This is a genomic window from Rhodopseudomonas pentothenatexigens (assembly GCF_900218015.1).
GTDB lineage: Bacteria > Pseudomonadota > Alphaproteobacteria > Rhizobiales > Xanthobacteraceae > Rhodopseudomonas > Rhodopseudomonas pentothenatexigens.
The window spans coordinates 59,647-85,001 of record NZ_UFQQ01000002.1 but is presented as its reverse complement, the minus strand read 5'-3'; the positions used below and the strand labels follow the sequence as shown (position 1 = coordinate 85,001).

Here is a 25,355-nt window from a genome sequence, read left to right as displayed (position 1 = left end):
CCCGGCGCGAGCCGGGCGTTTCTGCGTTTTATGGGAGCGACGGTCGTGATCAGCCGGCCATGCTGGCGCGCAGCACCTCGCGGGCGATCGTCATCTTCATCACCTCGGTGGTGCCTTCGGCGACCTGGGCGATCCGGCTCTGGAAATAGAGCTGGCCGAACCGGCTTTCCTGCAGCACGCCTAGTCCGCCGTGGATCTGGATGGCGCGGTCGATCACGCGGCAGGCGGCGAGCGGGGCGAAGCACTTCACCATCGCGGCTTCCTTGCGGGCGTCGAGGCCCTGATCGAGCATCCAGGCGGTCTTGTAGACCATCAGCCGCGACTGCTCGAGGTCCATCTCCGACTCGGCAAGCATCCATTGGATCGCCTGGCGTTCCGACAGCGGCTTGCCGAAGGTTTCGCGCTGGCGCGCGCGCTTGGCGGCCTGATCCTGCGCCCAGCGCGCGGTGCCGGTGAGCCGGGCACCGATCACGGTGCGGTTGCGGTTGAGTTGGTCCATCATGTAGCGGAAGCCCATGCCTTCGGCGCCGAGCATGTTCTTGGCCGGGACGACGCAGTCCTTGTACTGATAGTCGCAGCTGCGGCCGAGATAAGTTCCCGGAGCCATCGTGGTGTATTCCTTCAGCACCGAGACGCCGGGATTGGGATAGTCCACCAGGAACAGGCTGATGCCTTCGTAGCCGCGGCCGGGATCGGTGACGGCGTAGCACAGCAGATATTTCGGCGTGATCCCGGGGTGGTTCGGCGGCGGCGCCCAGCGTTTGATGCCGTTGATGACGTAGTTGTCACCGTCGCGCACCGCGGTGGTCTCGATCCCTGCGGCGTCCGAGCCGGCGCCCGGTTCCGAAATGTTGATGTGATAGAACTTGTCCTCTTTCAGGATCGGGTAGAGATAGGCCTCCTTCTGCCATTCCGGCGCGACGTACAGCGCCGGATGCGGATCGAGGAATCCCGACCACGTCGTCAGCAGGCCGTGCATCACCGGAGATTTGACGATCTCTTCGTACACCAGGCATTTCGCCATGGTGCCGAGCCCCTGGCCGCCGGCGTCCTTCGGCACGGCGAGGCCGCGGAAGCCGTACTCGCGAAACTTGCGGACCACGTCCATGAAGACGTCGTGCGGCACCGCGTAGTCGTCGATGCCCCAGGTGTCTTCCAGCGGCTTGCAGACCTCCTCGACGAAGGCGGCTGCGCGCCCCTTGATCTCGCGTTGCTCCTTGGAAAGTTCAAAATCCACGTGTGATCTCCAGCCGGTTCAAAACGGCCGACGGTAGATCGCGCGCAGGGCCGGCGACATGGCGCCGGCCGTCAATCTGGTTGGCCGATTGATCCAGAAGATCGCAGCGGATGCCGGCCGGTCCGCTCCGGCGGCGCATCCGGCTGCTGAGCGGCTAGCGCCCGGTGAACCGGGCCGGGCGCTTCTCGACGAAGGCGGCGGCGCCTTCGCGCAGGTCCGCGGTGACGAAGGCGCGGCCCTGCTGTTCGGCTTCGTCGTCCAGCACCGCGGCGAGCGGGGCTGCCCAGGCGGTTTCGATCTGGCGCTTGATCAGGCCGATGCCGATCGGTGGGCCGGCAGCGAGCTGCTCGGCGATCGCCATCGCTTCGTCCATCAGGTGGTCGTCGTCGACGGCCTGGAAGATCAGTCCGGATTGTTCGGCCTGTTCGGCGGACAGCGGCCGGCCGAGCAGCGCCAGCGCGCGGGCGCGGACCACGCCGATCGCGCGCTGCACGAACAACGAGGTGCCGGCATCGAGCGCGGCGCCGAGCTTGACGAAGCTCAGCACGAACTTCGCCGACCGCGCCGCCAGCACGATGTCGCCGGCGAGCGCCAGCCCGACGCCGGCGCCGGCCGCGGGGCCGTTGACGGCAACCACGATCGGCTTGGCGGCGCCGCGCATCGCTTCCAGCACCGGGCTGAGCTCGGCGCGCATCCACGGCGCCACCTCGGCACCGGCTTCGAAGGTCTCGCTGCCGAGCGCAGCGCCGGCGCAGAAGCCTTTGCCGGCACCGGTCAGCAGGATGGCGCGCACCGCGTCGTCGGCGAGCGCCGCGTTCAATGCGGCGCCGAGCTCGCCGAGCAGGCCGCGGCGCATCGCGTTGTATTGCGCCGGGTTGTTCAGCGTCAGCACCGCGACGGCGCCGCGCCGCTCCGACAGAACCAGGGTCATCGCCGTATGTCCGCTTACAGGATCAAGCCGCCGCCGCAGACCAGCACCTGGCCGCTGACGTAGTTGGATTCCGGGCTGCAGAACAGATACACCGCGTCAGCCGCTTCCTCCGGCGTGCCGCCGCGCCCGAGCGGGATCATCCGCGCCATCGCATCCAGCATCTGCGGCTGCACGCCGACCTTGATGTCGCGGCCGGCGACGTCGATGGTCTTCTGCTGCGCCTCGATCGGCTGGGTGAGGCGGGTGTTGATCAGGCCGAACGCAACGCAATTGACGTTGACCTTGTAGCGTCCCCATTCCTTGCACAGCGTCCGCGTCAGCCCGACCAGCGAGGCTTTGGCCGACGAGTAGCTGGCCTGGCCGGCATTGCCGTAGAGCCCGGCGATCGACGAGATGTTGACCACTTTCCGGAACACCTCCTGGCCGGCCTCGGCTTCCTTCTTGGCGAAGATCCGGATCGGCTCGGCGGCGGCGCGCAGGATGCGGAACGGCGCCACCAGATGCACGTCGAGCATCGCCTGGAATTGCTCGTCGGTCATCTTCTGGATCGTCGAGTCCCAAGTGTAGCCGGCGTTGTTGACGATGATGTCGAGGCCGCCGAACTTCTCCACCGCGGCGCCGACGAAACGGTCGGCGAAGCCGGCTTCCGACACGCTGCCGTTGATGGCGATTGCGTCGCTGCCCATCGCCTGGATCTCGGCGGCCACGGCGTCACCCGGTTCGGCGTCGAGGTCGTTGACGACGACGCGCGCGCCTTCGGATGCGAGCTTCAGTGCGATGGCGCGGCCGATGCCGCGGCCCGATCCAGTGACCAGCGCCACCTTGCCTTGCAGTTTGCCCATGAGATTTCCTCGGGTTCTTATAGTAGTGGATCGTCATGCCCGGGCTTGTCCCGGGCATCCACGCCTTCTGAGTCGCTCAAGACGTGGATGGCCGGGACAAGCCCGGCCATGACGGCGTTACAAAGCCACGACGGCCTCGCCGGCGAGCTTGGTTTCGCCGTGCTGGTCCTTGGTGGTGAGTGCGATCCGGGCTCGGCGTTCGCCGCCTTCTTCGAACAGCTCGGCGACGGTGCCCTCGCAGGTGATCTCGGCGCCGAGCTGGGTGATCGCGGCGAACCGCGTCGAGAAGCTGCGGATCCGGCCCGGCGGCACCGCGTCGCTGAGTGCCTGGCCGAGATAGCCCATCACCAGCATGCCGTGGGTGAACACGTCTGGAAAACCCGACGCCTTGGCGAAGTCGATATCGACATGGATCGGATTGTGGTCGCCGGAGGCGCCACAATACAGCGCCAGCCGGTGGCGGCTGATCGCGGGAAAGCGCTTGTGGACGATGCGGTCGCCGACCGCAGGGGAGGTGGCCATGTCCATGGTGTCGGTCATCCGTTGCGCACCACGATGGTCCGCGTCGTGTCGGCGACGTGGACGCCGTGCTGATTGGTGACGGCGGTTGCGACGCCGATCAGCGTCATCGCGCCGCCCTTCTTGTCGGTGACGCTGGTCACCTGCGGGCTGAAGGTGAGGGTGTCGCCGACCGTCACCGGGGCGTGGTAGGTAAAGCTCTGCTCGCCATGCAGCACCCGCCCGAGATCGATCTCGAGCGCCTCGAGGAACTCGAAGGGCTTCTCGTTGTCGAGCATCTCCAGGCAAAACAGATAGGTCGGTGGGATCGGCGGTGCCGCAAAACCTGCGGCCTTGGCCGCGTCGGCGTCGCGATACACCGGGTTGGTCTCGCCGAGCGTATCGAGGAAGTAGCGCAGCCGGCCGGCTTCGACATGGGCAGTCACCGGTGTGAACCGGCGACCGACAGCGGATTGATCGACCATTGCGTCCGCCTCACGCGCGCTCGTACAGCGTCACCACGCAGGCGCCGCCGAGACCGAGATTGTGCTGCAACGCGCGCTTGGCGCCGTCGACCTGGGTTGCCTCGGCGGTGCCGCGGAGCTGCCGGGTCAGCTCGTAGCACTGGGCGAGGCCGGTGGCGCCGAGCGGATGGCCCTTCGACAGCAGACCGCCCGACGGGTTGGTGACGAACTTGCCGCCATAGGTGTTGTCGCCGTCGGCGATGAACTTCTCGGCGCCGCCCTCCGGGCACAGGCCGAGCGCCTCGTAGGTGATCAGCTCGTTGTGGGCGAAGCAGTCGTGCAGTTCGACGACGTCGATGTCGTCCGGCCCGACGCCGGCGTCCTCGTACACCTTGGTGGCCGCGGCGCGCGCCATGTCGTAGCCGACCACCCGCATCATGTCGTGCGCTTCGAAGGTCGACGCCGTATCGGTCGTCATCGCCTGCGCGGCGATACGGACGCGGGTGTCAAGGCCGTGCTTCTTGGCGAAGGCTTCCGACACCAGCACCGCGGCGGCGCCACCGCAGGTGGGGGGACAGGCCATCAGCCGCGTCATCACGCCCGGCCAGATCACCTGATCATTGAGCACATCGTCGGCCGAGACTTCCTTGCGGAACAGCGCCAGCGGGTTCTTCGCCGCATGGCGGCTGGCCTTGGCGCGGACCTTGGCGAAGGACGACAGCGGCGTGCCGTATTTCTGCATGTGGCTGAGGCCGGCGCCGCCGAAATAGCGCAGCGCCAGCGGAATGCCGGGCGCGTCGATCAGTTGGTCGGCGGCGGCGTCGAAATCCTCGAACGCGCTGGGGCGATCGACGAACACCGAGCCGAGCGCGCCGGGCTTCATCTGCTCGAAGCCGAGCGCCAGTACGCAGTCGGCGGCGCCGGAGGCGATCGCCTGCCGCGCCAGATACAGCGCGGTCGAGCCGGTCGAGCAGTTGTTGTTGACGTTGACGATCGGGATGCCGGTCATGCCGACCTGGTACAGCGCGCGTTGGCCGCAGGTGGAGTCGCCGTAGACGTAACCGACGAAGGCTTGCTGGATCGCGTCGTAACCGACGCCTGCATCGCGCAGCGCCAGCCGCGCCGCCTCGGCGCCCATCAGGTGATACGGCTCGTTCGCGCCCGGCTTGACGAACGGGATCATGCCGACGCCGGCGACGTGGACGGGTGACGCCATCGTTTCCTCCCTAAACTTACCCATTGGACTTTTTATTACCCGTGAGTAATATAAGCGCGTCACTTCCCGAGTCAATCGATCCGATACGGACGATCGGCTCGCTGCCGAATTGCTGCCTGCGGAATTTGCGATGAACGGACCCGCCGCCGACGATCACTCGCCCTGGATGCCGTTCGAGAGCCGCCGCCGCGCCCGCGACGAAAAGCGCGAGGCGGTGCTGCGGACGGCGGTGCATCTGTTTCTGGAGCAGGGCTATCATCGCGCCACGCTGAACGACGTTGCAGAGCGGCTGAACATCACCAAGCCGGCGCTGTATAATTATTTCCGCAGCAAGGAGGAGATCCTGTTCGAGTGCTGGGCGCTCGGCCAGGAACAGGTCGACGACATCATTGCGGGCATCAACGTTTCCGGCGAGAACGGGCTCGGCAAGCTGCGCGCACTGGTGCGCGCCTATGCCGCGACGATGGCGACGGAGTTTGGTGCCAGCATGGTGCGGTTCAATCCGCGCGACCTGTCGCCCGAGAACGAGAAGACGGTACGCGCCGCCAAGCGCGGCATCGACCAGACGTTCCGGCGCTATATTGCGGACGGCGTCGCCGACGGGTCGATCAAGCCGTGCGATCCGAAGCTGACCGCGTTTGCGATCGCCGGGTCGCTGAACTGGATCGGCCACTGGTACCAGCGCGACGGCGCCCTGTCGCCGGGGGCGATCGCCGACGAATTCGCGATGCGCCTGACCGAAGGCCTCGCCACCCGATCAATCAAGAAGAAGAGCGCCCTCGAGGCGCCGGACGGCAACAACAGCAGGAAACGACCCAAGGGAGGACACCATGAACATCACCCACGGCCTGCGGCGCGCGCTGCAGATCAACCCGGAAGGGCTGGCCACCGTCTGCGCCGGCCGCCGACGTAACTGGCGCGAGGTCGGCGACCGCGTCGCGCGGCTCGCTGCCGGGCTGCGTGCCGGCGGCGTCGGTGAGGGCGAGCGCGTTGCTATCCTGTCGCTGAATTCGGACCGCTATCTCGAAATGTATCTCGCCGCCGGCTGGTGCGGCGGCGTGATCGTGCCGCTCAACATCCGCTGGAGCGCGCTGGAGAACGAGGATGCGCTCAAGGACTGCCGCGCGGTGGCGCTGGTGGTCGACAAGGCGTTCGCCGCGACCGGTGCTGTGCTGGCGCAGGCGATCCCGTCGCTGACGCTGATCTATGCCGACGACGGCGAGGTGCCGGCCGGGATGCAGGGCTACGAGGATCTGATCGCCGCCCACGCGCCGATTCCGGATGCGATGCGCAAGGCCGAGGATCTCGCCGGCATCTTCTACACCGGCGGCACCACCGGCCGCTCCAAGGGCGTGATGCTGAGCCACGGCAATCTGATGGCGAACGCGCTGAATGCGCTGGGCGAGGGCCTGTTCCCGGGCACTTCGGTGTATCTGCACGCCGCGCCGATGTTCCACCTCGCCAACGGCGCGGCGATGTACTCGCTGCTGCTGTCGGGCGGCTCCAACGTGATGATCCCGTCGTTCACGCCGGAAGGGGTGATGCAGGCGATGCAGAACGATAGGGTCACCGACGTGCTGCTGGTGCCGACCATGATCCAGATGTTCGTCGACCACCCGGCGCTGAAGAATTACGATCTGTCGTCGCTGAAGAACATCGTCTACGGTGCGTCGCCGATCAGCGAGGCGGTGCTGGCGCGGGCGAGCGCGGCGCTGCCCAATGTGCAGTTCACCCAGGCCTACGGCATGACCGAGCTGTCGCCGATCGCCACGCTGCTGCATTGGAAGGAGCACATCGGCGAGGGCAAGGCCAAGGGCCGCCAGCGCGCCGCCGGCCGCGCCACGCTCGGCTGCGAGGTAAGAATCGTCGACGCCGAGGATCGCACCGTTCCTTACGGGACGGTCGGCGAGATCTGCGTTCGCGGCGACAATGTGATGATGGGCTATTGGGAGCGGCCGGAGGAGACCGCGCGGGCGCTCGCCGGCGGCTGGATGCACACCGGCGACGGCGGCTACATGGACGAGCACGGCTTCGTCTACGTCGTCGACCGGGTCAAGGACATGATCATCTCCGGCGGCGAGAACGTGTACTCGGTCGAGGTCGAGAACGCGGTGGCGCAGCATCCGGCGGTGGCGCAATGCGCGGTGATCGGAATCCCGCACGAGGCCTGGGGCGAGCAGGTTCACGCCGTCGTCGTCACCAAGGCCGGCGCCACCGTCACGGCGGACGAACTGATCGCGCACTGCAAGGCGCTGATCGCCGGCTACAAGTGCCCGCGCAGCGTCGAGATCACCGAGACGCCGCTGCCGCTGTCCGGCGCCGGCAAGATCCTCAAGCGCGAGCTGCGCCAGCCGTATTGGGAAAACCGCGAGCGCCGGGTGAGCTGACCGCGCAGCCAGCCGGGCGGGACGGCCGATATGGTCCCGCGCGGCTGGCACAATCGGCGTTGCCCTTGGAGGGAAGCCGGCCTCAGTCGAATAGCAGCTTTCGATCGGCTCAATTTCGGAATCGTGTTGTTGCGTCGCACTGTGGTGCCGCGTCTTCGCGACCAAACGTCACACAGACCAAGCGCATCGGAGCGATCGTTTCCGCACGAAGCTGTGGAATGTTTGTGCGGCGCAATATGTGACGGCCGGACTACGTCGCGCGCCGCGTTGTGCGGTGATTTTCTCAGAATCGCTTGTCGCGCCGCATCATGATCTGTCACGGCGGCGTGACGATTAGTTATGTCAACTGAAATAGCAATTACCTGCGCAACTCCCGCGTGGAGTCCTCCTTAGACAAAAGGAGCGGTTGACCCTCATCCACCCTCTCTCCAAGACTTCGGCTTCGTTGCCGGAAGAGCAGCCTGGGCACGATAGCGCGCGATCGCTCGCATCGTATTCGGAACAATAACAACGTGATTGACCGAGGAACCTGAGGAGAGAAGCCCCATGGCCGACACCAAATTCATTATCGACCGCAGAACTGCGCTCAAGACCGGCCTGGCCGGTGCTGCCGCCCTCGCGACGCCGACATTCTTCATCCGCGACGCCTGGGCCGACGATTTCTGCAACATGCCCAAAGGCAAGGAAGTCGTGTTCGGCTTCAACGTTCCGCAGTCCGGCGCCTATGCCGATGAGGGCATGGACGAGCTCAAGGCCTATCAGCTCGCCGTCAAGCACCTCAACGGCGAGGGCGACGGCGGCATGCTGAAGACCATGAAACCGCTGGCGCTCAAGGGCAACGGCGTGCTCGGCAAGAAGGTCACCTTCGTCTCCGGTGATACACAGACCAAGGCCGATCAGGCGCGTGCCACCGCCAAGCGCATGATCGAGAAGGACGGCGCGATCATGATCACCGGCGGCTCGTCGTCGGCCGAAGCGGTCGCGGTGCAGTCGCTGTGCCAGGACGTCGGCGTGATCTTCATGGCCGGCTTGACCCACTCCAACGACACCACCGGCAAGGACAAGCGCGCCTACGGCTTCCGCCACTTCTTCAACGCCTACATGTCCGGCGTGGCACTCGGCCCGGTGCTCGCCGAAGCCTACGGCAAGGATCGCGCGGCGTACCACCTGACCGCCGACTACACCTGGGGCTGGACCCAGGAAGAGTCGATGAAGGACGCCACCGAGAAACAGGGCTGGAAGACCGTCAAGGCGGTCCGCACTCCGCTCGGCGCCGCAGACTTCTCGCAGTACATCACCCCGGTGCTGAACTCCGGCGCCGACGTGCTGATCCTGAACCACTACGGCAAGGACATGATCAACTCCTTGACCCAGGCGGTGCAGTTCGGCCTGCGCGACAAGATGGCGAACGGCAAGAAGTTCGAGATCGTGGTGCCGCTGTTCTCCGAACTGATGGCGCAGGGCGCCGGCGACGCGATCAAGGGCATCTACGGCACCGCCAACTGGGACTGGAAGCTCGAAGACGCCGCCACCAGCGCCTTCACCAAATCGTTCGGCGCCGTCTACGGCACCCCGCCGTCGCAGGCCGCGCAGACCTGCTACGTGCAGGCGATCCTGTATGCCGACGCGGTCGAGCGCGCCGGCACCTTCAATCCGTCCAAGGTGATCGCTGCGCTCGAAGGCTTCGAGTTCGACGGCCTCGGCAACGGTAAGACGCTGTACCGCGCCGCCGACCATCAGTGCTTCAAGGACGTGCTGGTGGTGCAGGGCAAGGACAAGCCGAAGGACAAGTTCGATCTGCTTGAAGTTCGGAAGATCGTGCCTGCGTCGCAGGTCACCTACGATCCGAGCATCTTCGGCGGCGAACTCGGCTCCAAGGACGCCAAGAAGTGCGGCTGATCTGATCGAGCCTGGCTGCGCACCCGCGGCCCGGCGAGCAGAAGCGTGACCGGTCGGCTGAGCCTCGGGCGCGGCCGACCGCCACGTGTCTCGTAAGCAATGCCTTTTACGCGCGCCCGGTGCGATCGTTCGAGCTGCGCGCGACTGCCGAGTTTGTATTGGCCTGGCGGCCGGGGTCGGTCGTCGGGGGATTTCGATGGACGCGCGCCGATGGCGCCGCGGACACAGGGGAGATTGACCACGCATGGACGCGATCGTTCTGCAGATCCTGAACGGCCTCGACAAAGGAGGGGCCTATGCGCTGATCGCGCTCGGGCTGACCTTGGCCTTCGGCACGCTCGGCGTGGTGAACTTCGCCCACGGCGCGCTGTTCATGCTCGGCGCGTTCTGCGCCGTGGTGTTCAACAAGCTGCTGACCCTGGAGATCGTCAAGGTCGACCCGACGCGGACGACTCCGTGGGGCTCGCCGCTGGAGGTCAAGACTCCCTACGTCCAGGCGATGCTCGGCGATTGGGGCAAGGTGCTGATCGACTATTCGGTTCCGGTGTCGATCTTGTTGGCGATCCCGGTGATGCTGCTGATCGGCATCCTGATCGAGCGCGGCCTGATCCGGTTCTTCTACAAGCGGCCGCACGCCGACCAGATCCTGGTCACGTTCGGCCTCGCTATCGTGCTGCAGGAAATCGTCAAGCACTTCTTCGGCGCCAACCCGATCGCGCAATCGGCACCGGCGCTGTTCTCCGGCTCGTTCCAGATCACCGAGGCGATCGTTTATCCGTACTGGCGGATCGTCTATCTGTGCTTCTCGCTGGTGGTCATCGGTGGAGTGTTCGCATTTTTGCAGCTCACCACCTTCGGCATGGTGGTGCGCGCCGGCATGCAGGACCGCGAGACCGTCGGCCTGCTCGGCATCAATATCGAGCGGCGCTTCACCATCGTGTTCGGGCTCGCCGCGGTCGTCGCCGGTCTCGCCGGCGTGATGTACACGCCGATCGTGCCGCCCGACTATCACATGGGCATGGATTTCCTGGTGCTGTCGTTCGTGGTCGTGGTGGTCGGCGGCATGGGATCGCTGCCGGGGGCGGTGCTGGCCGGCTTCCTGCTCGGCATCCTGCAGTCGTTCGCCTCCATGAATGAGATCAAGGCGCTGCTGCCGGGCATCGACCAGATCATCATCTATCTGGTCGCCGTGGTGGTGTTGTTGGTGCGTCCGCGCGGATTGCTGGGACGCAAGGGCGTAATGGAGAGCTGATCCGATGAAGCACACCTCCAAACTCGCCGACATCGCGCTGCTGATCGGCTTCGCCATCATGGTGGCGCTGGGGCCGGTCATCTTCACCCCGATCGGCGCCGGCTATCCGGATCTGCTGCAGAAGTTCGCGATCTACGGCATCTTCGCGATCGGCTTCAACATCCTGTTTGGCCTCACCGGCTATCTGTCGTTCGGCCACGCCGCGTTCCTCGGCGTCGGCTCCTACGCCGCGGTGTGGTCGTTCAAGCTGGTGTCGATGGACCTGCTGCCGGCGGTGGCGCTGTCGGTGGTGCTGGCCGGGCTGCTGGCGCTGGCGATCGGCTTCGTCAGCCTACGCCGCTCCGGCATCTACTTCTCGATCCTGACGCTGGCGTTCGCCCAGATGTGCTACAATATGGCCTATTCGGTGCTGACGCCGATCACCAACGGCGAGACCGGCCTGCGCGTGCTCCGCAACGATCCGCGGGTGCTCGACGCCGCGATCGGCTACGTCTCACCGATGCCGTCGCTGTTCGGAATGCAGATCACCGGCTGGACCGGGTTCTACATCTGCGGTGCGGTGCTGGTGGCGGCGTTCGGTCTGTCGATTGCGATCTTTCGCTCGCCGTTCGGCATGACGCTGCGCGCCATCAAGTCCAACCAGAACCGGATGGGCTACACCGGCTACTCGACCCGGCCGTATCTTTTGTCCGCGTTCGTGATCTCCGGCATGTTCGCCGGTCTCGCCGGGGCTCTGCTGGCGGCGACCGATCCGCTGGCCGGCGCCGAGCGGATGCAGTGGACCGCCTCCGGCGAGGTGGTGCTGATGACCATCCTCGGCGGCGCCGGCACGCTGCTCGGCCCGGTGCTCGGCACCGGCATCATCAAATATTTCGAGAACATCTTCTCGGCCTACAACGAGCACCAACTGATGTCGGTGTTCGCGTTCCTGCCCGATGCGGTGCGCGAGGGGGTGGTGAAGACGCTGAGCCTTTTCGTCGGCGAAGGTTGGCAGCTCACCCTCGGGCTGCTGTTCATGGCGGTGGTGATCTTCCTGCCGGGTGGCATCATGGAAGGCATCAACCGGCTGATCGGCCTGAAGCACACTCCGAAGGTCAAGTCGCTGGGCGACTCGCCGCAGCGTGACGGTCTCGGCGAAATGGTGATCGAGGAGATGCCGGCGCACGACCGCACCTCCGAGATCGAGAAGAAAGCCGCCGAGAAGAAAGCGAGAGCCACCGCGCCATGAACGTGAACAGCGACATCGTTCTGCACATCGATCACGTCCACAAGACGTTCGCGGGCCTGCATGCTCTGGCCGACGTGCATCTCGACATCCGCGAGGGCGAGACCCACGCCATCATCGGTCCCAACGGTGCGGGCAAATCGACGCTGCTCAACGTCTGCGTCGGCGTGCTGCCGCCGACGCAAGGCAAGGTGATGTTCCACGGCACCGAGCTCACCGGGCTGAAGCCCTACGAGATCAACCAGCTCGGGGTAGCCCGGGTGTTCCAGACGCCGGAGATCTTCGGCGATCTGACCGTGCTGGAAAACGTCATGATGGCGATGCTGTCGCACCAGGACGGCGCGTTCCGGCTCAAGTTGGTGTCGCGGTTCGACGAGCAGGGCGAGATCGGCCAGCGCGCCGTCCAGGCGCTGCGCGAGCGCGGCCTCGGCGAGCATCTGTATCATCTGGCCGGCGCGCTCTCCCGTGGCGACAAGCGCCGGCTCGAACTGGTGATGGGCCTGGTGCAGAAGCCGAAACTGCTGCTGCTCGACGAGCCGACCGCCGGCATGGCGCGGGCCGACACGAACGTCACCATCGACATCCTGCGGCAGATCAAGCAGTCGGGCATGACGATCGTGATCATCGAGCACGACATGCACGTGGTGTTCTCGCTGGCCGACCGCATCACCGTGCTGGCCGGCGGCCGCGTCATCGCGCAGGGCGTGCCCGACGAGATCAAGGGCAATCCGAAAGTGATCGAAGCCTATCTCGGCGAGGAGCAAGTATGACGACGATGACCGCCGAACGGCCCGACGCCACGCAGCCGGCCGCGATGCCGTTCTTTCGCTGCCGCAATCTCAATTCCTATTACGGCGACAGTTATATCGTACAGAACGTCTCGTTCGACCTGAACAAGGGCGAGATCCTGGCGCTGCTCGGCCGCAACGGCGCCGGCAAGACCTCGACGCTGCGCTCGATCGCCCGCGCCTCGACCCCGGAGCTGGTTTCCGGCGAGGTGATCCTCGACGGCGTCAAGCTGCACGGCAGGCCGAACTACGTCGCCGCCCAAGCCGGTATTCAGCTGGTGCAGGAAGATCGCCGCATCATTCCCGGAATGACGGTGGAGCAGAACCTGCAGCTCGCAACCATCTCCGGCAGCGTCGGCTGGCCGTTCGAGCGGATCTACGAACTGTTCCCGCGGCTCGCCGAGCGCCGCAAGCAGGAAGGCGTGACGATGTCCGGCGGCGAGCAGCAGATGCTGGCGATCGCCCGCGCGCTCGCCCGCGATCTCAAGCTGCTGCTGCTCGACGAGCCCTACGAAGGCCTGGCGCCTGTGGTCCGCCACGACATCGCCAAGGCGCTCCGCGAGGTCCGCGCCGCCGGCATCACCACGATCATCGTCGAGCAGAACGCGGTGGCGGCGCTGGAATTGTCTGACCGCGCCGTGATCCTCGACACCGGCGAGGTCGTGTACGACGGCACCGCCAAGCACGTCCTCGACAGCGAAGACCTGCGGCATCGTTATCTGGCGATCTGAGACGCGCACTTTCCGTTAGCCGCGTCCGTTCGCTGTCATTGCGAGGAGCGAAGCGACGAAGCAATCCAGGGTCACGCGCGTGGCTCTGGATTGCTTCGCTTCGCTCGCAATGACGAATCGTGCGCCGCATCGCCTCGAGTGAGCGGGATTACCGCTTCCGCGCCTCGGCTCTTTCGGCAGCCTCGGCCTCGCCGGTCATGTTCGTCTTCAGCGCCAGCGACGCAACCGCGACGACGCGGTCGATCACGCCGTCGACGTCGTCGAGATCGCAGGCGCCTTCCGACAGCCGCAGCAGGCGCTCGCTGTCGCGCACCGTCTGCTGCGCCATTGCGAGCGCGAAGTGCAGCCCCCAATAGATCTCCGCGTCGGGCTTGCCGGGAAGCGAGCGCCGCATCGCGGCGGCGAATTTGCGCAAATGATCGATCTCGCGGTTCTTGATCTTGCGGATCGGCGGGATGGTTTCGATCGCGGCGCGGATCATGAAGCGCGCGGCATCCGAGCGCTGGCTGTCCGGACCGAGGCACCCGCGCAAGGTCGGACCGACCAGGGCCCGCAGCACCGCTTCGATCGGCGCGCGGCCGCCGCCGGCGGATTCCGCGGCCTTCAATTCGTTGAGGCGCTGGCGATTGGTGACGATCGAGCGAGTCACGAACAGCTCGGCGATCAGTTCGTCCTTGGAGCCGAAGTGATAGTTCACCGCGGCGAGGTTGACTCCGGCGGTGGCGACGATGTCGCGCAACGTGACGTCGCCGAAGCCGCGCTCGGCGTACAGCCGTTCGGCGGCGGTCAGGATCGCACTGCGTGTAGTGTCGGTGGACATGCCGCTCCGCGGGAAATCATCGTTCTTGCAATTCAAACAGCTGTATGAAACTATCGTTTCACAGCCGGAAGTCAATGCGCCGTCGGCGCTGAGGCGCCGGCAGCTTCGTTTTCGCGGTTCGTGGCCGCCCGGCTGTCGGGCGGTGCGGGGCGGAAATCCGACTTGCGGGCGCGATGCGGCAGGACGACAGTGCCGCCACCCCGTCGGTCACAACAGTCTGGGAAAACAGTGAGGATCGCCTGATGGATTTCACGATGTCCGATCGCCAGCGCGAGTGGCTGGACCGCGTCACCAAGTTCATGAACGACCAAGTGCGCCCCGCGGTGCCGATCTACAAGCAGCAGGACGCCGAGGGCGAACGCTGGAAGGTGATCCCGGTGCTGGAGGAACTGAAGGCCAAGGCCAAGGCCGAGGGGCTGTGGAACCTGTTCCTGCCGCCGTCTTCGCATGACGACGACGAATTCCACGGCGCGGGGCTGACCAACCTCGAATACGCGCTGCTGTCCGAGCAGATGGGCCACATTTCCTGGGCCTCGGAAGTGTTCAATTGCTCGGCGCCGGACACCGGCAACATGGAAGTGCTGTTCCGCTACGGCACCAAGGAGCAGAAGCAGAAGTGGCTGCGGCCGCTGATGGCCGGCGAGATCCGCTCGGCGTTCCTGATGACCGAGCCGGCGGTGGCCTCGTCGGACGCCACCAACATCGAGACCCGGATCGAGAAGGATGGCGATCACTACGTCATCAACGGCCGCAAATGGTGGTCGTCGGGCGTCGGCGATCCGCGCTGCAAGATCGCGATCGTGATGGGCAAGACCGATCCGAACGCCGCGCGTCATCAGCAGCAGTCGCAGATCCTGGTGCCGCTCGACACCCCCGGCATCACCATCGAAAAGATGCTGCCGGTGTTCGGCTTCGACGACGCGCCGCACGGCCACGGCATGGTCAAGCTGGAGAACGTCCGCGTGCCGGCGTCGAACCTCTTGCTCGGCGAGGGCCGCGGCTTCGAAATCGCACAGGGCCGGCTCGGCCCGGGTCGCATCCATCACTGCATGCGCACCATCGGCAAGGCCGAAGAGGCGCTGGAGAAGATGGTCAAGCGGCTGCAGTCGCGTGTCGCGTTCGGCAAGCGGATCATCGAGTTCTCGGTGTGGGAGCAGCGGATCGCCGAAGCCCGCATCGACATCGAGATGAATCGCCTCTTGTGCCTCAAGGCCGCCGACATGATGGACAAGGTCGGCAACAAGACCGCGCAGCTCGAGATCGCGATGATCAAGGTGGCGGCGCCGCGGATGGCGCAGCGCATCATCGACGAAGCGATCCAGGCGTTCGGCGGCGCCGGCGTGTCCGACGACGCGGGTCTCGCCAAGGATTACGCCAACATCCGCACGCTGCGGCTCGCCGACGGTCCGGACGAGGTGCACAACCGCGCCATCGCCCGGCTGGAGATGAAGAAATACGCCAACGCGGCGCACTGACCGCGCGCAAGGCGGACAAAAACGTCATCGCCGGACTTGATCCGGCGATGCATCTCTTGAAAAGATGGATACCCGGGTCAGGCCCGGGTATGACTGTTTTGGGATTGTCGAAACGCGCGGCGCGTAACGCGCGAACAAGAACAAGGAGCGTCACTTGGTCGGGATGCGAAACGACGACGATTACACCGGCACCAAGCCGGTCGAGGAGCGGCATCGTGTCGACGAGGCCCGCCTCGCCGAATGGATGCAGTCGAATGTCGAGGGCTATCAGGGCCCGCTCGAGGTTCAGCAGTTCAGGGGTGGGCAGTCCAACCCGACCTACAAGCTCGTCACCCCGAACCGTTCCTACGTGATGCGGCGCAAGCCGTTCGGCAAGCTGCTGCCGTCGGCGCACGCGGTCGATCGCGAATTCCGCGTCATCGCCGCGCTCGGCAAACAGGGGTTTCCGGTCGCCAAGGCCTATGCGCTGTGCACCGACGACTCGGTGATCGGCGTGTCGTTCTACATCATGTCGATGGAAGAGGGCCGGGTGTTCTGGGATCCGACCCTGCCGACCCAGACGCCGGAGTCGCGCTGGGCGATCTTCAAGGCCAAGATCGAGACCCTGGCGCAGCTCCACAGCTACGATCCGGAGAAGATCGGTCTCGGCGACTTCGGCAAGCCGGGCAATTACTTCGCTCGTCAAGTCGACCGCTGGAGCAAGCAGTACAAGGCGTCGGTGGCCGAGCCCATACCGGAGATGGAGCGGCTGATGGAATGGCTGCCGAGCACGCTGCCGGTGCAGGAGCGGGTGTCGGTGGTGCACGGCGATTACCGGCTCGACAACATGATTTTCCATGCCACCGAGCCGCGTGTGCTGGCGGTGCTGGATTGGGAGCTGTCGACGCTCGGCGATCCGATGGCCGACTTCACCTATCTGTTGATGCAGTGGGCGATGCCGGGCCTCGCCGAGGCCGATCTGAAGGCGCTGAATCTGCCGACGCTGGAGCAGGCCGCCGAGATCTATTGCAAGGCCGCGGGCATCGCCGGTGTGCCGGACCTGAACTGGTATCTGGCCTATAACACCTTCCGCCTCGCCGGCATTCTGGCGGGCATCGCCGGCCGCGTCCGCGACGGCACTGCCGCCTCCGACAAGGCCAAGGAATCCGCCGCCCGCACCGTGCCGATGGCGCAATTGTCGTGGGAGTTCGCGCAGAAGGCGGGCGCGAAATAAGCGAATTTCGAGAATGAAAAAGGCGCGGTCCGCGAGGATCGCGCCTTTCTTATTGCTTTCGCCAACGTCATCCCGGGATGCACGCCGAAGGTGTGCAGACCTGGAATCCCGTGTTGATAAGAAACGAGTGCCAGTCACAAAGAGATTTCGGGTTCGCTCTTTTCACGCGGCGCCCGGAATGGCGAAATCGCGATATTGATCTCAAGAAAAGGTCGTCATCGCCCGGCTTGTCCGGGCGACCCAGTATCCCAGTGCGTCTTTGTCATTAAGAGCTCCCGGAATACTGGATCCCCGCATACGCGGGGATGACGGTTGTGTCTGGAGCGGCGGCTTCGCTAACTACCCCGTCTCAGATCGGCTTGCCCGCATACGGCATCGACGCGGTCAGGCCGCCGTCGACCGGGAAGGCCTGGCCGTTGACGTAAGATGCTTCGTCGCTGAGCAGGAACAGGCCCATGGTGGCGAGTTCGTGCGGCTGGCCGGCGCGCTTCAGCGGGTTGAGCTGACCGATCTTGTGATCGGTGCCGCGGGCGCGGGCGCCGTCGAACACCGGCTTGGTCATGCCGGTTTCGATCAGGCCCGGGCACACCGCGTTGATGCGCACGCCGGTGCCGGACAGCGAGTAGGCGGTGGTCTGCACCAGGCTGATCACGCCGGCCTTCGACGCGGCGTAAGGATGACCCGACGCGCCGCTTTTCAATCCAGCGACGGAGGCAGTGCACAGGATCGCGCCATGGCCCTGTTTGATCAGATGCGGCATGGTGTGCTTGATCGCCAGGAACGGACCGATCAGGTTGACGCGCAGGATCTCCTGCCAATGCTCCGGCGTCTGTTCGGGCAGAGGCACCAGGCCGCCGCTGATGCCGGCGTTGGCCCAGATGCCGTCGAGCTTGCCATAGGCCGAGAGCGCCTTGGCGACGAAGCCCTTCACGTCGTCCTCGGAGCCGGCGTCAGCCATCACCGCCTCGGCAGTGCCGCCGGCCTTGCGCACCTGCTCGACCGTCTCCTGCACGCCTTCGGTGCGATCGACCGCGATCAGTTGTGCGCCTTCCTTGGTGAACAGCAATGATGCGGCGCGGCCGATGCCGCTGCCGGCACCGGTGATGATGATGGATTTGCCTTCGAGGCGGCCCATGCGTTGCTCCCTGCTGATCGTTTCGGCGTTTGCCGCTTGACGGAATTGGAACGACGATCGTTCGATCGGCACCGCGCGTCCGACACACAAGTGACTTGAGGCGATGCGAGGTCTGACGTACAGCGACTTATCGCCGGATTGAAGGATTTTCTCGCATGACGAACGTGCCGCCGTCTTCCAACGACAAACCGTTCGTCGCCCAGCATTCGGTGCCCGCCGGCGTGACCGCGACCCGGTGGTGGTGGGTGCGGCATGCGCCGGTGCGCAGCGACGGCGGCAACATCTACGGCCAGATCGACATCGATTGCGACTGCAGCGACAAGGTGGTGTTCGATGCGGTCAGCCGGGTGCTGCCGCAGAACGCGGTGTGGTACGCGAGCAAGCTGAAGCGTACCCACATGACCGCCGAGGCGATCTTCGCCACCGGCTTCCCGCGACCGGACACCGTCACCCACGACGCCGATCTCAACGAGCAGCATCTCGGCGACTGGCAGGGCACCAACCGCGCCGCGTTCTTCGCCAAGCTGCCGCCCAATCTGTCCACGTTCTGGTTCGCGCCGATCGACGAGCCGGCGCCGAACGGCGAGAGCTTCATGGATCTGTACCGGCGCACCAAGCGGGCGATCGCGCGGATTTCGGCCGCGCATCCCGGCGGCGACATCGTCGCGGTCGCGCACGGCGGCACCATCAAGGCGGCGATCGGCCTGGCGCTGCGCGATCAGCCGGAGCGGGGGCTGGCCTTCACCATCGACAATTGCTCGATCACCCGGCTCGACCACATGGCCTCCAACGGTCACGAGGGCTGGCGGATTCCGATGGTCAACCAGCAGCCCTGGATCGCCGATCCGTCGCACGCCGCGATGCATCAGCCGGCGGGCCCTGAATTGGCGACGCCGAGTAAGCTGGCCTAAGCGCTTTATTCGTGCGCCTGACAAGTCTCACCGTCATTGCGAGCGAAGCGAAGCAATCCAGGGCCGAATGCACTGAGCTTGGATTGCTTCGTCACTTCGCTCCTCGCAATGACGAACTGCAATAATCAACAGCACTCACAACGGGAGAGAAACATGAACTTGTTCGACCTCAGCGGCAAAGTCGCCGTCATCACCGGATCGTCGCGCGGCATCGGCAAGGCGATCGCCGAGCGGATGGCCGAGCACGGCGCCAAGGTGGTGATCTCGTCGCGCAAGCAGGACGCCTGCGATGTGGTGGCGAAGACCATCAACGACAAGCACGGCGCAGGCACCGCGCTGGCGCTGGCCGCCAACATTTCCAGCAAGGACGATCTCAAGCGTCTGGCGCAGGAAGCGACGCAAGCCTTCGGCAAGATCGACGCGCTGGTCTGCAACGCCGCGTCGAACCCGTATTACGGCCCGCAGGCCGGCATCAACGACGATCAGTTCCGCAAGATCCTCGACAACAACATCGTCGCCAACCACTGGCTGATCAGCGAAGTGGTGCCGCAGATGATCGAGCGCAAGGATGGTTCGATCACCATCGTGTCGTCGATCGGCGGCCTTAAGGGCTCGACCGTGATCGGCGCCTATTGCATCTCCAAGGCCGCCGACATGCAGCTCGCGCGCAATTTGGCTTGCGAGTACGGCGAGCACAACATCCGCGTCAATTGCATCGCGCCCGGCCTGATCAAGACCGACTTCGCCCGTGCGCTGTGGGAGAACCCGGAGACGCTGAAAGCCTCGACCGCGCGCTCGCCGTTGCAGCGGATCGGCGAGCCCGACGAAATCGCCGGCGCCGCGATCTTCCTCGCCTCCAAGGCCGGCACCTTCACCACCGGCCAGACCATCGTGATCGACGGCGGCGCGACGATCAGTTGACGCGGTCGGCTACGCCGATCGCGTCATTCCGGGGCGCGCGAAGCGCGAACCCGGAATCCCGAGGTTATAGTAACGAGAGAGATTCCGGGTTCGCGAGCTGTCGCTCGTGCCCCGGAATGACTCGGGGAGGCGGTTACTCCACCGCCGCGTACACCAGATCCCGCACCAAGGTCCGGAAGTATTCACGCTGGCCGGGGCCCTGCGACATGAACACCGCGAACATCTCCTCGGCCGGGTCGATCCAGAAGAACGTGCCGGCGATGCCGCTCCAGTAGAACTGGCCGACCGAGCCGGGGAAGGCGGAAATGCCCGGCTGGGTGCGGACCGCGAAGCCGAGGCCGAAGCCGTGGCCGGGCGGCAGGATGTAGTTGTCCGGCGGGATGTGCGGCTCGAGGTGGTTCGACGCCATCAGCTCCAGCGTCTTGCGGCCGATGATGCGGGTGCCGTCGAGCGTGCCGCCCGACAGCAGCATCTGGCAGAACCGCGCGTAGTCCATCGTGGTCGACACCAGGCCGCCGCCGCCGGATTCCATCGCCGGCTTTTCCAGCATGTTGAACAGCGCCACCGGATCGCCGGTCCACGGATCGGTCGGGAATGCCTCGGCGAGCCGGCCCTTGTTCGCGGCCGCGGTGTGGAAACCGGTCTCGCTCATCTGCAGCGGCGTCAGGATGCGCTCGGTGAGGAACGCGCCGAGCGTCTGATCGGCGACGACTTCGATCACCCGGCCAAGGATGTCGGTCGAGCGGCTGTAGTTCCACGCTGCGCCGGGCTGGCACACCAGCGGCATCGATGCGATCAGGCTGGCGTGTTCTTCATTGGTGATCTTGCGGCTGCGAATCCGCGAGGCGCGGTACATCTTGTGGATCGGACCGTCGCCGGTGTGGTCGTAGGTGATGCCGGAAGTGTGTCGCAGCAGGTCCTGGATGGTGATCGGGCGCTGCAGCGGCACCAGTTCGAGCTCGCCGCCGCGCACGATCCCGACGTTGGTGTTTTCGAATTCGGGAATGAACTTCGAGAGCGGATCGTCGAGCAGCATCTGGCCGTCCTCGACCAGTTGCATGATGCCGACCGAGACGATCGGCTTGGTCATCGAGAAGATCCGGAAAATGCTGTCGCGGCGCATCGGCACGTCGGAACCGGGCGCCTGTCGGCCCAGCGCCTCGAACCAGCCGATCCGGCCCTTGCGCGACACCAGCACGGTGACGCCGGGGATCGTGCCCTTGTCGATCTCGCGCTTGAAGGCGTCCGACATCACCTGCAGCCGTCGCGGCGACAGCCCCAGAGTTTCGGGCTTGGCCTCCGGCAAAGGCGGGGTCTGCGGGGGGAGGGCGGAGGTTGCGGCGGCGGTCGCGGTCATGGCGTTTCCCGGTGCTGTTTTTTGTTGTGGTCCGGCGCCGGTGTTCACACGCATGTCATCCGGGGCCTGCGGGGGCGTTCCGCGCCAGATTGACCCATAAAATCCGGCTTGAACAGGGTGCTTTTCCGCAGTAACCAGCCGCGGTTTCGCCGCCTTCCGGGCTGGCGCCGACAAGGATGGAGAACGATGGCCAAAGCAAAGTTTGAACGTACGAAGCCGCATTGCAACATCGGGACGATCGGTCACGTCGACCATGGCAAGACGTCGCTGACGGCGGCGATCACCAAGGTTCTGGCGGAGACGGGCGGTGCGACGTTCACGGCCTACGACCAGATCGACAAGGCGCCGGAAGAGAAGGCGCGCGGCATCACGATTTCGACCGCGCACGTCGAGTACGAGACGCAGAACCGTCACTACGCGCACGTCGACTGCCCGGGCCACGCCGACTACGTCAAGAACATGATCACCGGCGCGGCGCAGATGGACGGCGCGATCCTGGTGGTGTCGGCGGCCGACGGCCCGATGCCGCAGACCCGCGAGCACATCCTGCTGGCCCGTCAGGTCGGCGTGCCGGCGCTGGTGGTGTTCCTGAACAAGTGCGACATGGTCGACGATCCGGAACTGCTCGAGCTGGTCGAGATGGAAGTGCGCGAGCTTTTGTCGAAGTACGACTTCCCGGGCGACGACATTCCGATCGTCAAGGGCTCGGCGCTGGCGGCGCTGGAGAACTCCGATCCGAAGCTCGGCCATGACGCGATCCTGGAACTGATGAAGCAGGTCGACGCCTACATCCCGCAGCCGGAGCGTCCGATCGACCAGCCGTTCCTGATGCCGGTGGAAGACGTGTTCTCGATCTCGGGCCGCGGCACCGTGGTGACCGGCCGTGTCGAACGCGGCGTGATCAAGGTCGGTGAGGAAATCGAGATCGTCGGCATCCGCCCGACGCAGAAGACCACCTGCACCGGCGTCGAAATGTTCCGCAAGCTGCTCGATCAGGGCCAGGCCGGCGACAACATCGGCGCGCTGCTGCGTGGCACCAAGCGTGAGGAAGTCGAGCGCGGCCAGGTGCTGTGCAAGCCGGGTTCGGTGAAGCCGCACACCAAGTTCAAGGCCGAGGCCTACATCCTGACCAAGGAAGAGGGCGGCCGCCACACCCCGTTCTTCACCAACTACCGTCCGCAGTTCTACTTCCGCACCACCGACGTGACCGGTGTGGTGCACCTGCCGGAAGGCACCGAGATGGTGATGCCGGGCGACAACATCGCGATGGAAGTGCACCTGATCGTGCCGATCGCGATGGAAGAAAAGCTGCGCTTCGCCATCCGCGAAGGCGGCCGCACGGTTGGAGCAGGAGTGGTTGCTGCGATCATTGAATGATCGCAGCAACCACTCCGTCCGCTCCAACCGCATCTATAATGCGCAAGTGCGATAAATCGCACTTGCGTGGGCGCCGGCGTCGTCGCCGCGATCATCGAGTAACGAGCGATCGCTCTCACAGGACCAAGGCCGCGAGCGCGTTTCATCGTGCTCGCGGCCTTTCTTTTTGCAGCGGTCGCGCCGGCGGCAGGCGAGGCGGCCTGTCCCGACCGGCCGCCGTGCAAAGGCTGCGGCTGCAAGGGCGGCACCGGCTATCGGGCGCCGGACGGGCATTGCGTCGGCTTCCGCGAGCTCGACCGGGTGTGTGGGGTGCCGCCGAGCCGCTGCGTGTTCGAGAATGCGCCGGGCACCGGTGCCAATCGGGAATGCGCGCTGGCGCCCCGATCACGTCGCAAGTCCGGAACCGGTCCGGACGCCGTGCCTGTGGAACCTGTCGAATAGGACCAAAGCCTAACCGCGTATCCCACTTGCCAGCAGGGCACCGCCTGTGCTTCAAACGGCCCGTTCGGCGGCGACGCCGACGTAGGAGTGTAGCTCAATTGGTAGAGCACCGGTCTCCAAAACCGGGGGTCGCAGGTTCGAGCCCTGCCACTCCTGCCAGCTAAACTCTTGAAGCTGCATCCAATAATTGTCATTTGGCAAACTTGAAGGCAGTTCGCGGGTCTGCCGCCGAGCAGGATTTGCACCTGAATCGGGACCAGCCGTTCCGTTGCCTGAGTCGCGGTCGGGACGATCACCCACATCGGCGTCGGTCGACCGGCGAAGCCTTTGGTCGGCGTGATCGGGTCGCCGTGGCAGAGTTGCCCAAAGGCCATGCCGTGGAATTTCCGCGCGCTCGGCTAGAGCCAATCTAATTCACTGGGTTTGCGACGAAATCGGCCGGCTGCTAACCGGATTGTCGCGGCTGGCGTTGTGGGGGCGAAAGGTTGGGTGGCGTTGGTTCGATGACGGATTTGACCGAGAGTCTGGCGCACCTCTATGCCGACGAGCACAGGCGGCTGCAGCGGTTTCTGATCGCTCGCGGACTGTCCGCGAGCGCCGCGGCCGACATCGTGCAGGAGGCATTCCTGCGGCTGTTGCGCGCACCGCGCGAGGAGGTGCGCGACCTCCGCAGCTACTTGTTTCGCACCACCGACAATCTGGCGATCGACGATGCCCGCCGGCGCCGCCGCAATATCCTGGCGACCGCGGTCGAACTCGACGAGGCGATCGCCGACCCGGCGCCGCTGCCCGATGCGGTGCTGATCTCCCACCAGGAATTCCAGGCGCTGCACGCGGCGCTCGCCGCGTTGCCGCCGCGGCCCCGCGAAGTCCTCATTCTCCACAAGTTCGAAGACTTGAGCTATGCCGACATCGCCGCCCGACTGGGGATCTCCAAGAATACCGTGATGGCGCACATGCTCAGGGCGATGCTTTGCCTCAAGGCCAGCTTCTCGGCAGGGGATGGCGGCGGTGCGAACGGCTCGTCGAGCCGGTGATGCTGTCCCCCTGATGGACCGATTTCGCTGTTTTTCCTTCACCTGAACGTTTTCCGTGCATAGCTACGCCCTGCATCGGCGACGTCTCCCACCGCCTGCCGGTGCAATTGCGCAATGCACGACCGTGTCACCCGAGGCCGTATGGACAGATTGGACGGACCATCGTCCATAGACGAGCAGGCGGTTCAATGGTTCGTCATCCTTCGCGACGACGAGGCCACCGAGGCGGACCGCGCCGCCTTTGCAACGTGGCTGGCGGCTGATCCGGCCCACGAGGCTGCCTGGCGCTCGGTCGAGCAGATGTGGAGCGGTCTCGATGCCGTCGGACGGCGTCCGGCGCCGCGCAGCCCGCGGCTGCAGCGATCGAACCTGCCGAAGCGCATCGCGGCGACTGCCGTGCTGCTGCTGGTGATGGCCGGCTTCGGCTGGCAGTTGCTGCCGGTCGGCCTGTTCGCGGACCATCGAACCGGCGTGGGCGAGCGCAAGACGGTGACGCTGCAGGACGGTTCGCAGATCGAGCTTTCGACATCGACGGCGATCGATGTGTCGTTCGGCGACACCGAGCGGCGCATCAAGCTGCTGACCGGGGAGGCGTTCTTCACGGTGGCGAAAGACCGCGAACGGCCGTTCATCGTCGCGGCCGGCGGCGGCGAGGTGAAGGTGTTGGGAACCGCGTTCGACGTCAAGATCGCGCACGACGTCATGGTCGCTGTGGCCGAGAGCACGGTTCAGGTCGGCGCACCGGCTGCGGCGTCGGTGAAAGTCGTGGCAGGGCAGGAGGTGCGGTACGGGGCCGGCGGCATATCCGCCGTCACTGCGGCCGATCTCGACGCCGTGCAGGCATGGCGGCGCAACCAACTGATCTTCCGCGACGTGCCCTTGGATGATGTGGTTGCCGAACTCGGCCGCTATCGGCGCGGGCCGATCATGCTGTTCGGCGGTGAGCTCGGCAAGCGGCACGTCACGGCGGTGTTCGACACCGACGACGTGGACGCGGCGCTCGACACCATCGCTCAGTCGCTTTCGCTGCGGATCTATCGTGCGGTCGGCCTTCTGACTGTAATGATTCCAGACAACGAGTCGCAAAAAGAGCCGGTACGCGAATAACTACTTTGTCCAACTCCGCCGTCTTCATCGCAGCAGGCCGCTACATGCGGCCGCTCGACGATGGGGGCCTTCGGGATGAGTTTGGATACAA

At 65.4% G+C, this 25,355-nt stretch carries 23 protein-coding genes and 1 tRNA gene; 15 read left to right on the top strand and 9 right to left on the bottom strand.

All coding sequences use genetic code 11. The features are described 5' to 3' along the window. Window positions 1–49 precede the first annotated feature (49 nt). The 6 genes from DWA33_RS01990 to DWA33_RS01965 all read right to left on the bottom strand — a co-directional run bounded on the left by DWA33_RS01990 (window position 50) and on the right by DWA33_RS01965 (window position 5,188). Window positions 50–1,237 carry an acyl-CoA dehydrogenase family protein gene (locus tag DWA33_RS01990; RefSeq protein ID WP_114356434.1) on the bottom strand — a complete coding sequence of 396 codons (1,188 nt, stop codon included), beginning with the start codon at window positions 1,235–1,237 and terminating at the stop codon, window positions 50–52. A 154-nt stretch (window positions 1,238–1,391) separates the two neighbouring features. Continuing rightward, the gene (locus DWA33_RS01985) at window positions 1,392–2,168 is read right to left on the bottom strand and encodes an enoyl-CoA hydratase-related protein (protein WP_114356433.1); all 777 of its coding nucleotides are present in this window, start codon (window positions 2,166–2,168) and stop codon (window positions 1,392–1,394) included. Between the two features lie 14 nt (window positions 2,169–2,182). Continuing rightward, window positions 2,183–3,010 (bottom strand): SDR family NAD(P)-dependent oxidoreductase, encoded by an 828-nt coding sequence (locus DWA33_RS01980; protein WP_114356432.1) that lies wholly within the window; start codon window positions 3,008–3,010, stop codon window positions 2,183–2,185. 117 nt (window positions 3,011–3,127) lie between these two features. After that, window positions 3,128–3,550 (bottom strand): MaoC family dehydratase, encoded by a 423-nt coding sequence (locus DWA33_RS01975; RefSeq protein WP_181902381.1) that lies wholly within the window; start codon window positions 3,548–3,550, stop codon window positions 3,128–3,130. After that, window positions 3,547–3,993, bottom strand: coding sequence for a MaoC family dehydratase N-terminal domain-containing protein (locus tag DWA33_RS01970; RefSeq protein WP_114356431.1), 447 nt, complete (start codon window positions 3,991–3,993; stop codon window positions 3,547–3,549). Before DWA33_RS01970 ends, DWA33_RS01975 begins: the two co-directional genes overlap by 4 nt. A gap of 10 nt (window positions 3,994–4,003) precedes the next feature. Further along, the gene (locus DWA33_RS01965; protein WP_114356430.1) at window positions 4,004–5,188 is read right to left on the bottom strand and encodes a lipid-transfer protein; all 1,185 of its coding nucleotides are present in this window, start codon (window positions 5,186–5,188) and stop codon (window positions 4,004–4,006) included. A 130-nt stretch (window positions 5,189–5,318) separates the two neighbouring features. On the opposite strand from DWA33_RS01965, the gene DWA33_RS01960 reads away from it, so the two are divergent. From DWA33_RS01960 to DWA33_RS01930, 7 genes are all read left to right on the top strand, one after another. Beyond that, window positions 5,319–6,101 carry a TetR/AcrR family transcriptional regulator gene (locus tag DWA33_RS01960; protein ID WP_114356581.1) on the top strand — a complete coding sequence of 261 codons (783 nt, stop codon included), beginning with the start codon at window positions 5,319–5,321 and terminating at the stop codon, window positions 6,099–6,101. After that, window positions 6,019–7,575: an acyl-CoA synthetase gene (locus tag DWA33_RS01955; RefSeq protein WP_114356429.1), complete on the top strand. Its 1,557-nt coding sequence runs from the start codon at window positions 6,019–6,021 to the stop codon at window positions 7,573–7,575. The genes DWA33_RS01960 and DWA33_RS01955 overlap by 83 nt, the downstream gene beginning before the upstream one ends. A gap of 546 nt (window positions 7,576–8,121) precedes the next feature. Beyond that, the gene (locus DWA33_RS01950) at window positions 8,122–9,474 is read left to right on the top strand and encodes a substrate-binding protein (RefSeq protein WP_114356428.1); all 1,353 of its coding nucleotides are present in this window, start codon (window positions 8,122–8,124) and stop codon (window positions 9,472–9,474) included. 244 nt (window positions 9,475–9,718) lie between these two features. Further along, window positions 9,719–10,726, top strand: coding sequence for a branched-chain amino acid ABC transporter permease (locus tag DWA33_RS01945; protein ID WP_114356427.1), 1,008 nt, complete (start codon window positions 9,719–9,721; stop codon window positions 10,724–10,726). Window positions 10,727–10,730: 4 nt separating this feature from the next. Continuing rightward, window positions 10,731–11,954 (top strand): branched-chain amino acid ABC transporter permease, encoded by a 1,224-nt coding sequence (locus tag DWA33_RS01940; RefSeq protein WP_114356426.1) that lies wholly within the window; start codon window positions 10,731–10,733, stop codon window positions 11,952–11,954. Continuing rightward, window positions 11,951–12,721 (top strand): ABC transporter ATP-binding protein, encoded by a 771-nt coding sequence (locus DWA33_RS01935; RefSeq protein ID WP_110785913.1) that lies wholly within the window; start codon window positions 11,951–11,953, stop codon window positions 12,719–12,721. Before DWA33_RS01940 ends, DWA33_RS01935 begins: the two co-directional genes overlap by 4 nt. Beyond that, window positions 12,718–13,470 (top strand): ABC transporter ATP-binding protein, encoded by a 753-nt coding sequence (locus DWA33_RS01930; protein WP_114356425.1) that lies wholly within the window; start codon window positions 12,718–12,720, stop codon window positions 13,468–13,470. The genes DWA33_RS01935 and DWA33_RS01930 overlap by 4 nt, the downstream gene beginning before the upstream one ends. A 148-nt stretch (window positions 13,471–13,618) precedes the next feature. On the opposite strand, the gene DWA33_RS01925 is transcribed toward DWA33_RS01930, so the two are convergent. Continuing rightward, entirely contained in the window at window positions 13,619–14,290 is a 672-nt protein-coding gene (locus DWA33_RS01925; RefSeq protein ID WP_114356424.1) for a TetR/AcrR family transcriptional regulator, read from the bottom strand. Between the two features lie 242 nt (window positions 14,291–14,532). On the opposite strand from DWA33_RS01925, the gene DWA33_RS01920 reads away from it, so the two are divergent. Together DWA33_RS01920 and DWA33_RS01915 are read left to right on the top strand one after the other, a co-directional pair. After that, window positions 14,533–15,765: an acyl-CoA dehydrogenase family protein gene (locus tag DWA33_RS01920; RefSeq protein ID WP_114356423.1), complete on the top strand. Its 1,233-nt coding sequence runs from the start codon at window positions 14,533–14,535 to the stop codon at window positions 15,763–15,765. Between the two features lie 163 nt (window positions 15,766–15,928). Next, window positions 15,929–16,978 (top strand): phosphotransferase family protein, encoded by a 1,050-nt coding sequence (locus DWA33_RS01915; protein ID WP_114356422.1) that lies wholly within the window; start codon window positions 15,929–15,931, stop codon window positions 16,976–16,978. A gap of 349 nt (window positions 16,979–17,327) precedes the next feature. Here DWA33_RS01915 and DWA33_RS01910 read toward each other — a convergent pair whose 3' ends face one another. Beyond that, window positions 17,328–18,113: an SDR family NAD(P)-dependent oxidoreductase gene (locus DWA33_RS01910; protein ID WP_114356421.1), complete on the bottom strand. Its 786-nt coding sequence runs from the start codon at window positions 18,111–18,113 to the stop codon at window positions 17,328–17,330. A 155-nt stretch (window positions 18,114–18,268) separates the two neighbouring features. Between DWA33_RS01910 and DWA33_RS01905 the strand changes: the two genes are divergently transcribed. Together DWA33_RS01905 and DWA33_RS01900 are read left to right on the top strand one after the other, a co-directional pair. After that, the gene (locus DWA33_RS01905; protein WP_114356420.1) at window positions 18,269–19,024 is read left to right on the top strand and encodes a histidine phosphatase family protein; all 756 of its coding nucleotides are present in this window, start codon (window positions 18,269–18,271) and stop codon (window positions 19,022–19,024) included. A 153-nt stretch (window positions 19,025–19,177) separates the two neighbouring features. Beyond that, a complete protein-coding gene (locus tag DWA33_RS01900) occupies window positions 19,178–19,945 on the top strand; it encodes an SDR family NAD(P)-dependent oxidoreductase (RefSeq protein WP_114356419.1) in 768 nt (255 codons plus the stop codon). Window positions 19,946–20,078: 133 nt separating this feature from the next. On the opposite strand, the gene DWA33_RS01895 is transcribed toward DWA33_RS01900, so the two are convergent. Further along, entirely contained in the window at window positions 20,079–21,302 is a 1,224-nt protein-coding gene (locus DWA33_RS01895) for a serine hydrolase domain-containing protein (RefSeq protein ID WP_114356418.1), read from the bottom strand. A 186-nt stretch (window positions 21,303–21,488) separates the two neighbouring features. Here DWA33_RS01895 and tuf point away from each other — a divergent pair, with 186 nt between their 5' ends. The 4 genes from tuf (at window position 21,489) to DWA33_RS01870 (ending at window position 25,264) form a co-directional block, all read left to right on the top strand. Continuing rightward, window positions 21,489–22,679 (top strand): elongation factor Tu, encoded by a 1,191-nt coding sequence (tuf, locus tag DWA33_RS01890; RefSeq protein WP_114356417.1) that lies wholly within the window; start codon window positions 21,489–21,491, stop codon window positions 22,677–22,679. Between the two features lie 524 nt (window positions 22,680–23,203). After that, window positions 23,204–23,279 (top strand) — tRNA-Trp (locus DWA33_RS01880). A 344-nt stretch (window positions 23,280–23,623) separates the two neighbouring features. Next, window positions 23,624–24,157, top strand: a complete 534-nt coding sequence (locus DWA33_RS01875; RefSeq protein WP_114356415.1) for an RNA polymerase sigma factor — start codon at window positions 23,624–23,626, stop codon at window positions 24,155–24,157. A 141-nt stretch (window positions 24,158–24,298) separates the two neighbouring features. Continuing rightward, window positions 24,299–25,264 carry a FecR family protein gene (locus DWA33_RS01870; RefSeq protein WP_114356414.1) on the top strand — a complete coding sequence of 322 codons (966 nt, stop codon included), beginning with the start codon at window positions 24,299–24,301 and terminating at the stop codon, window positions 25,262–25,264. Window positions 25,265–25,355 lie beyond the last annotated feature (91 nt).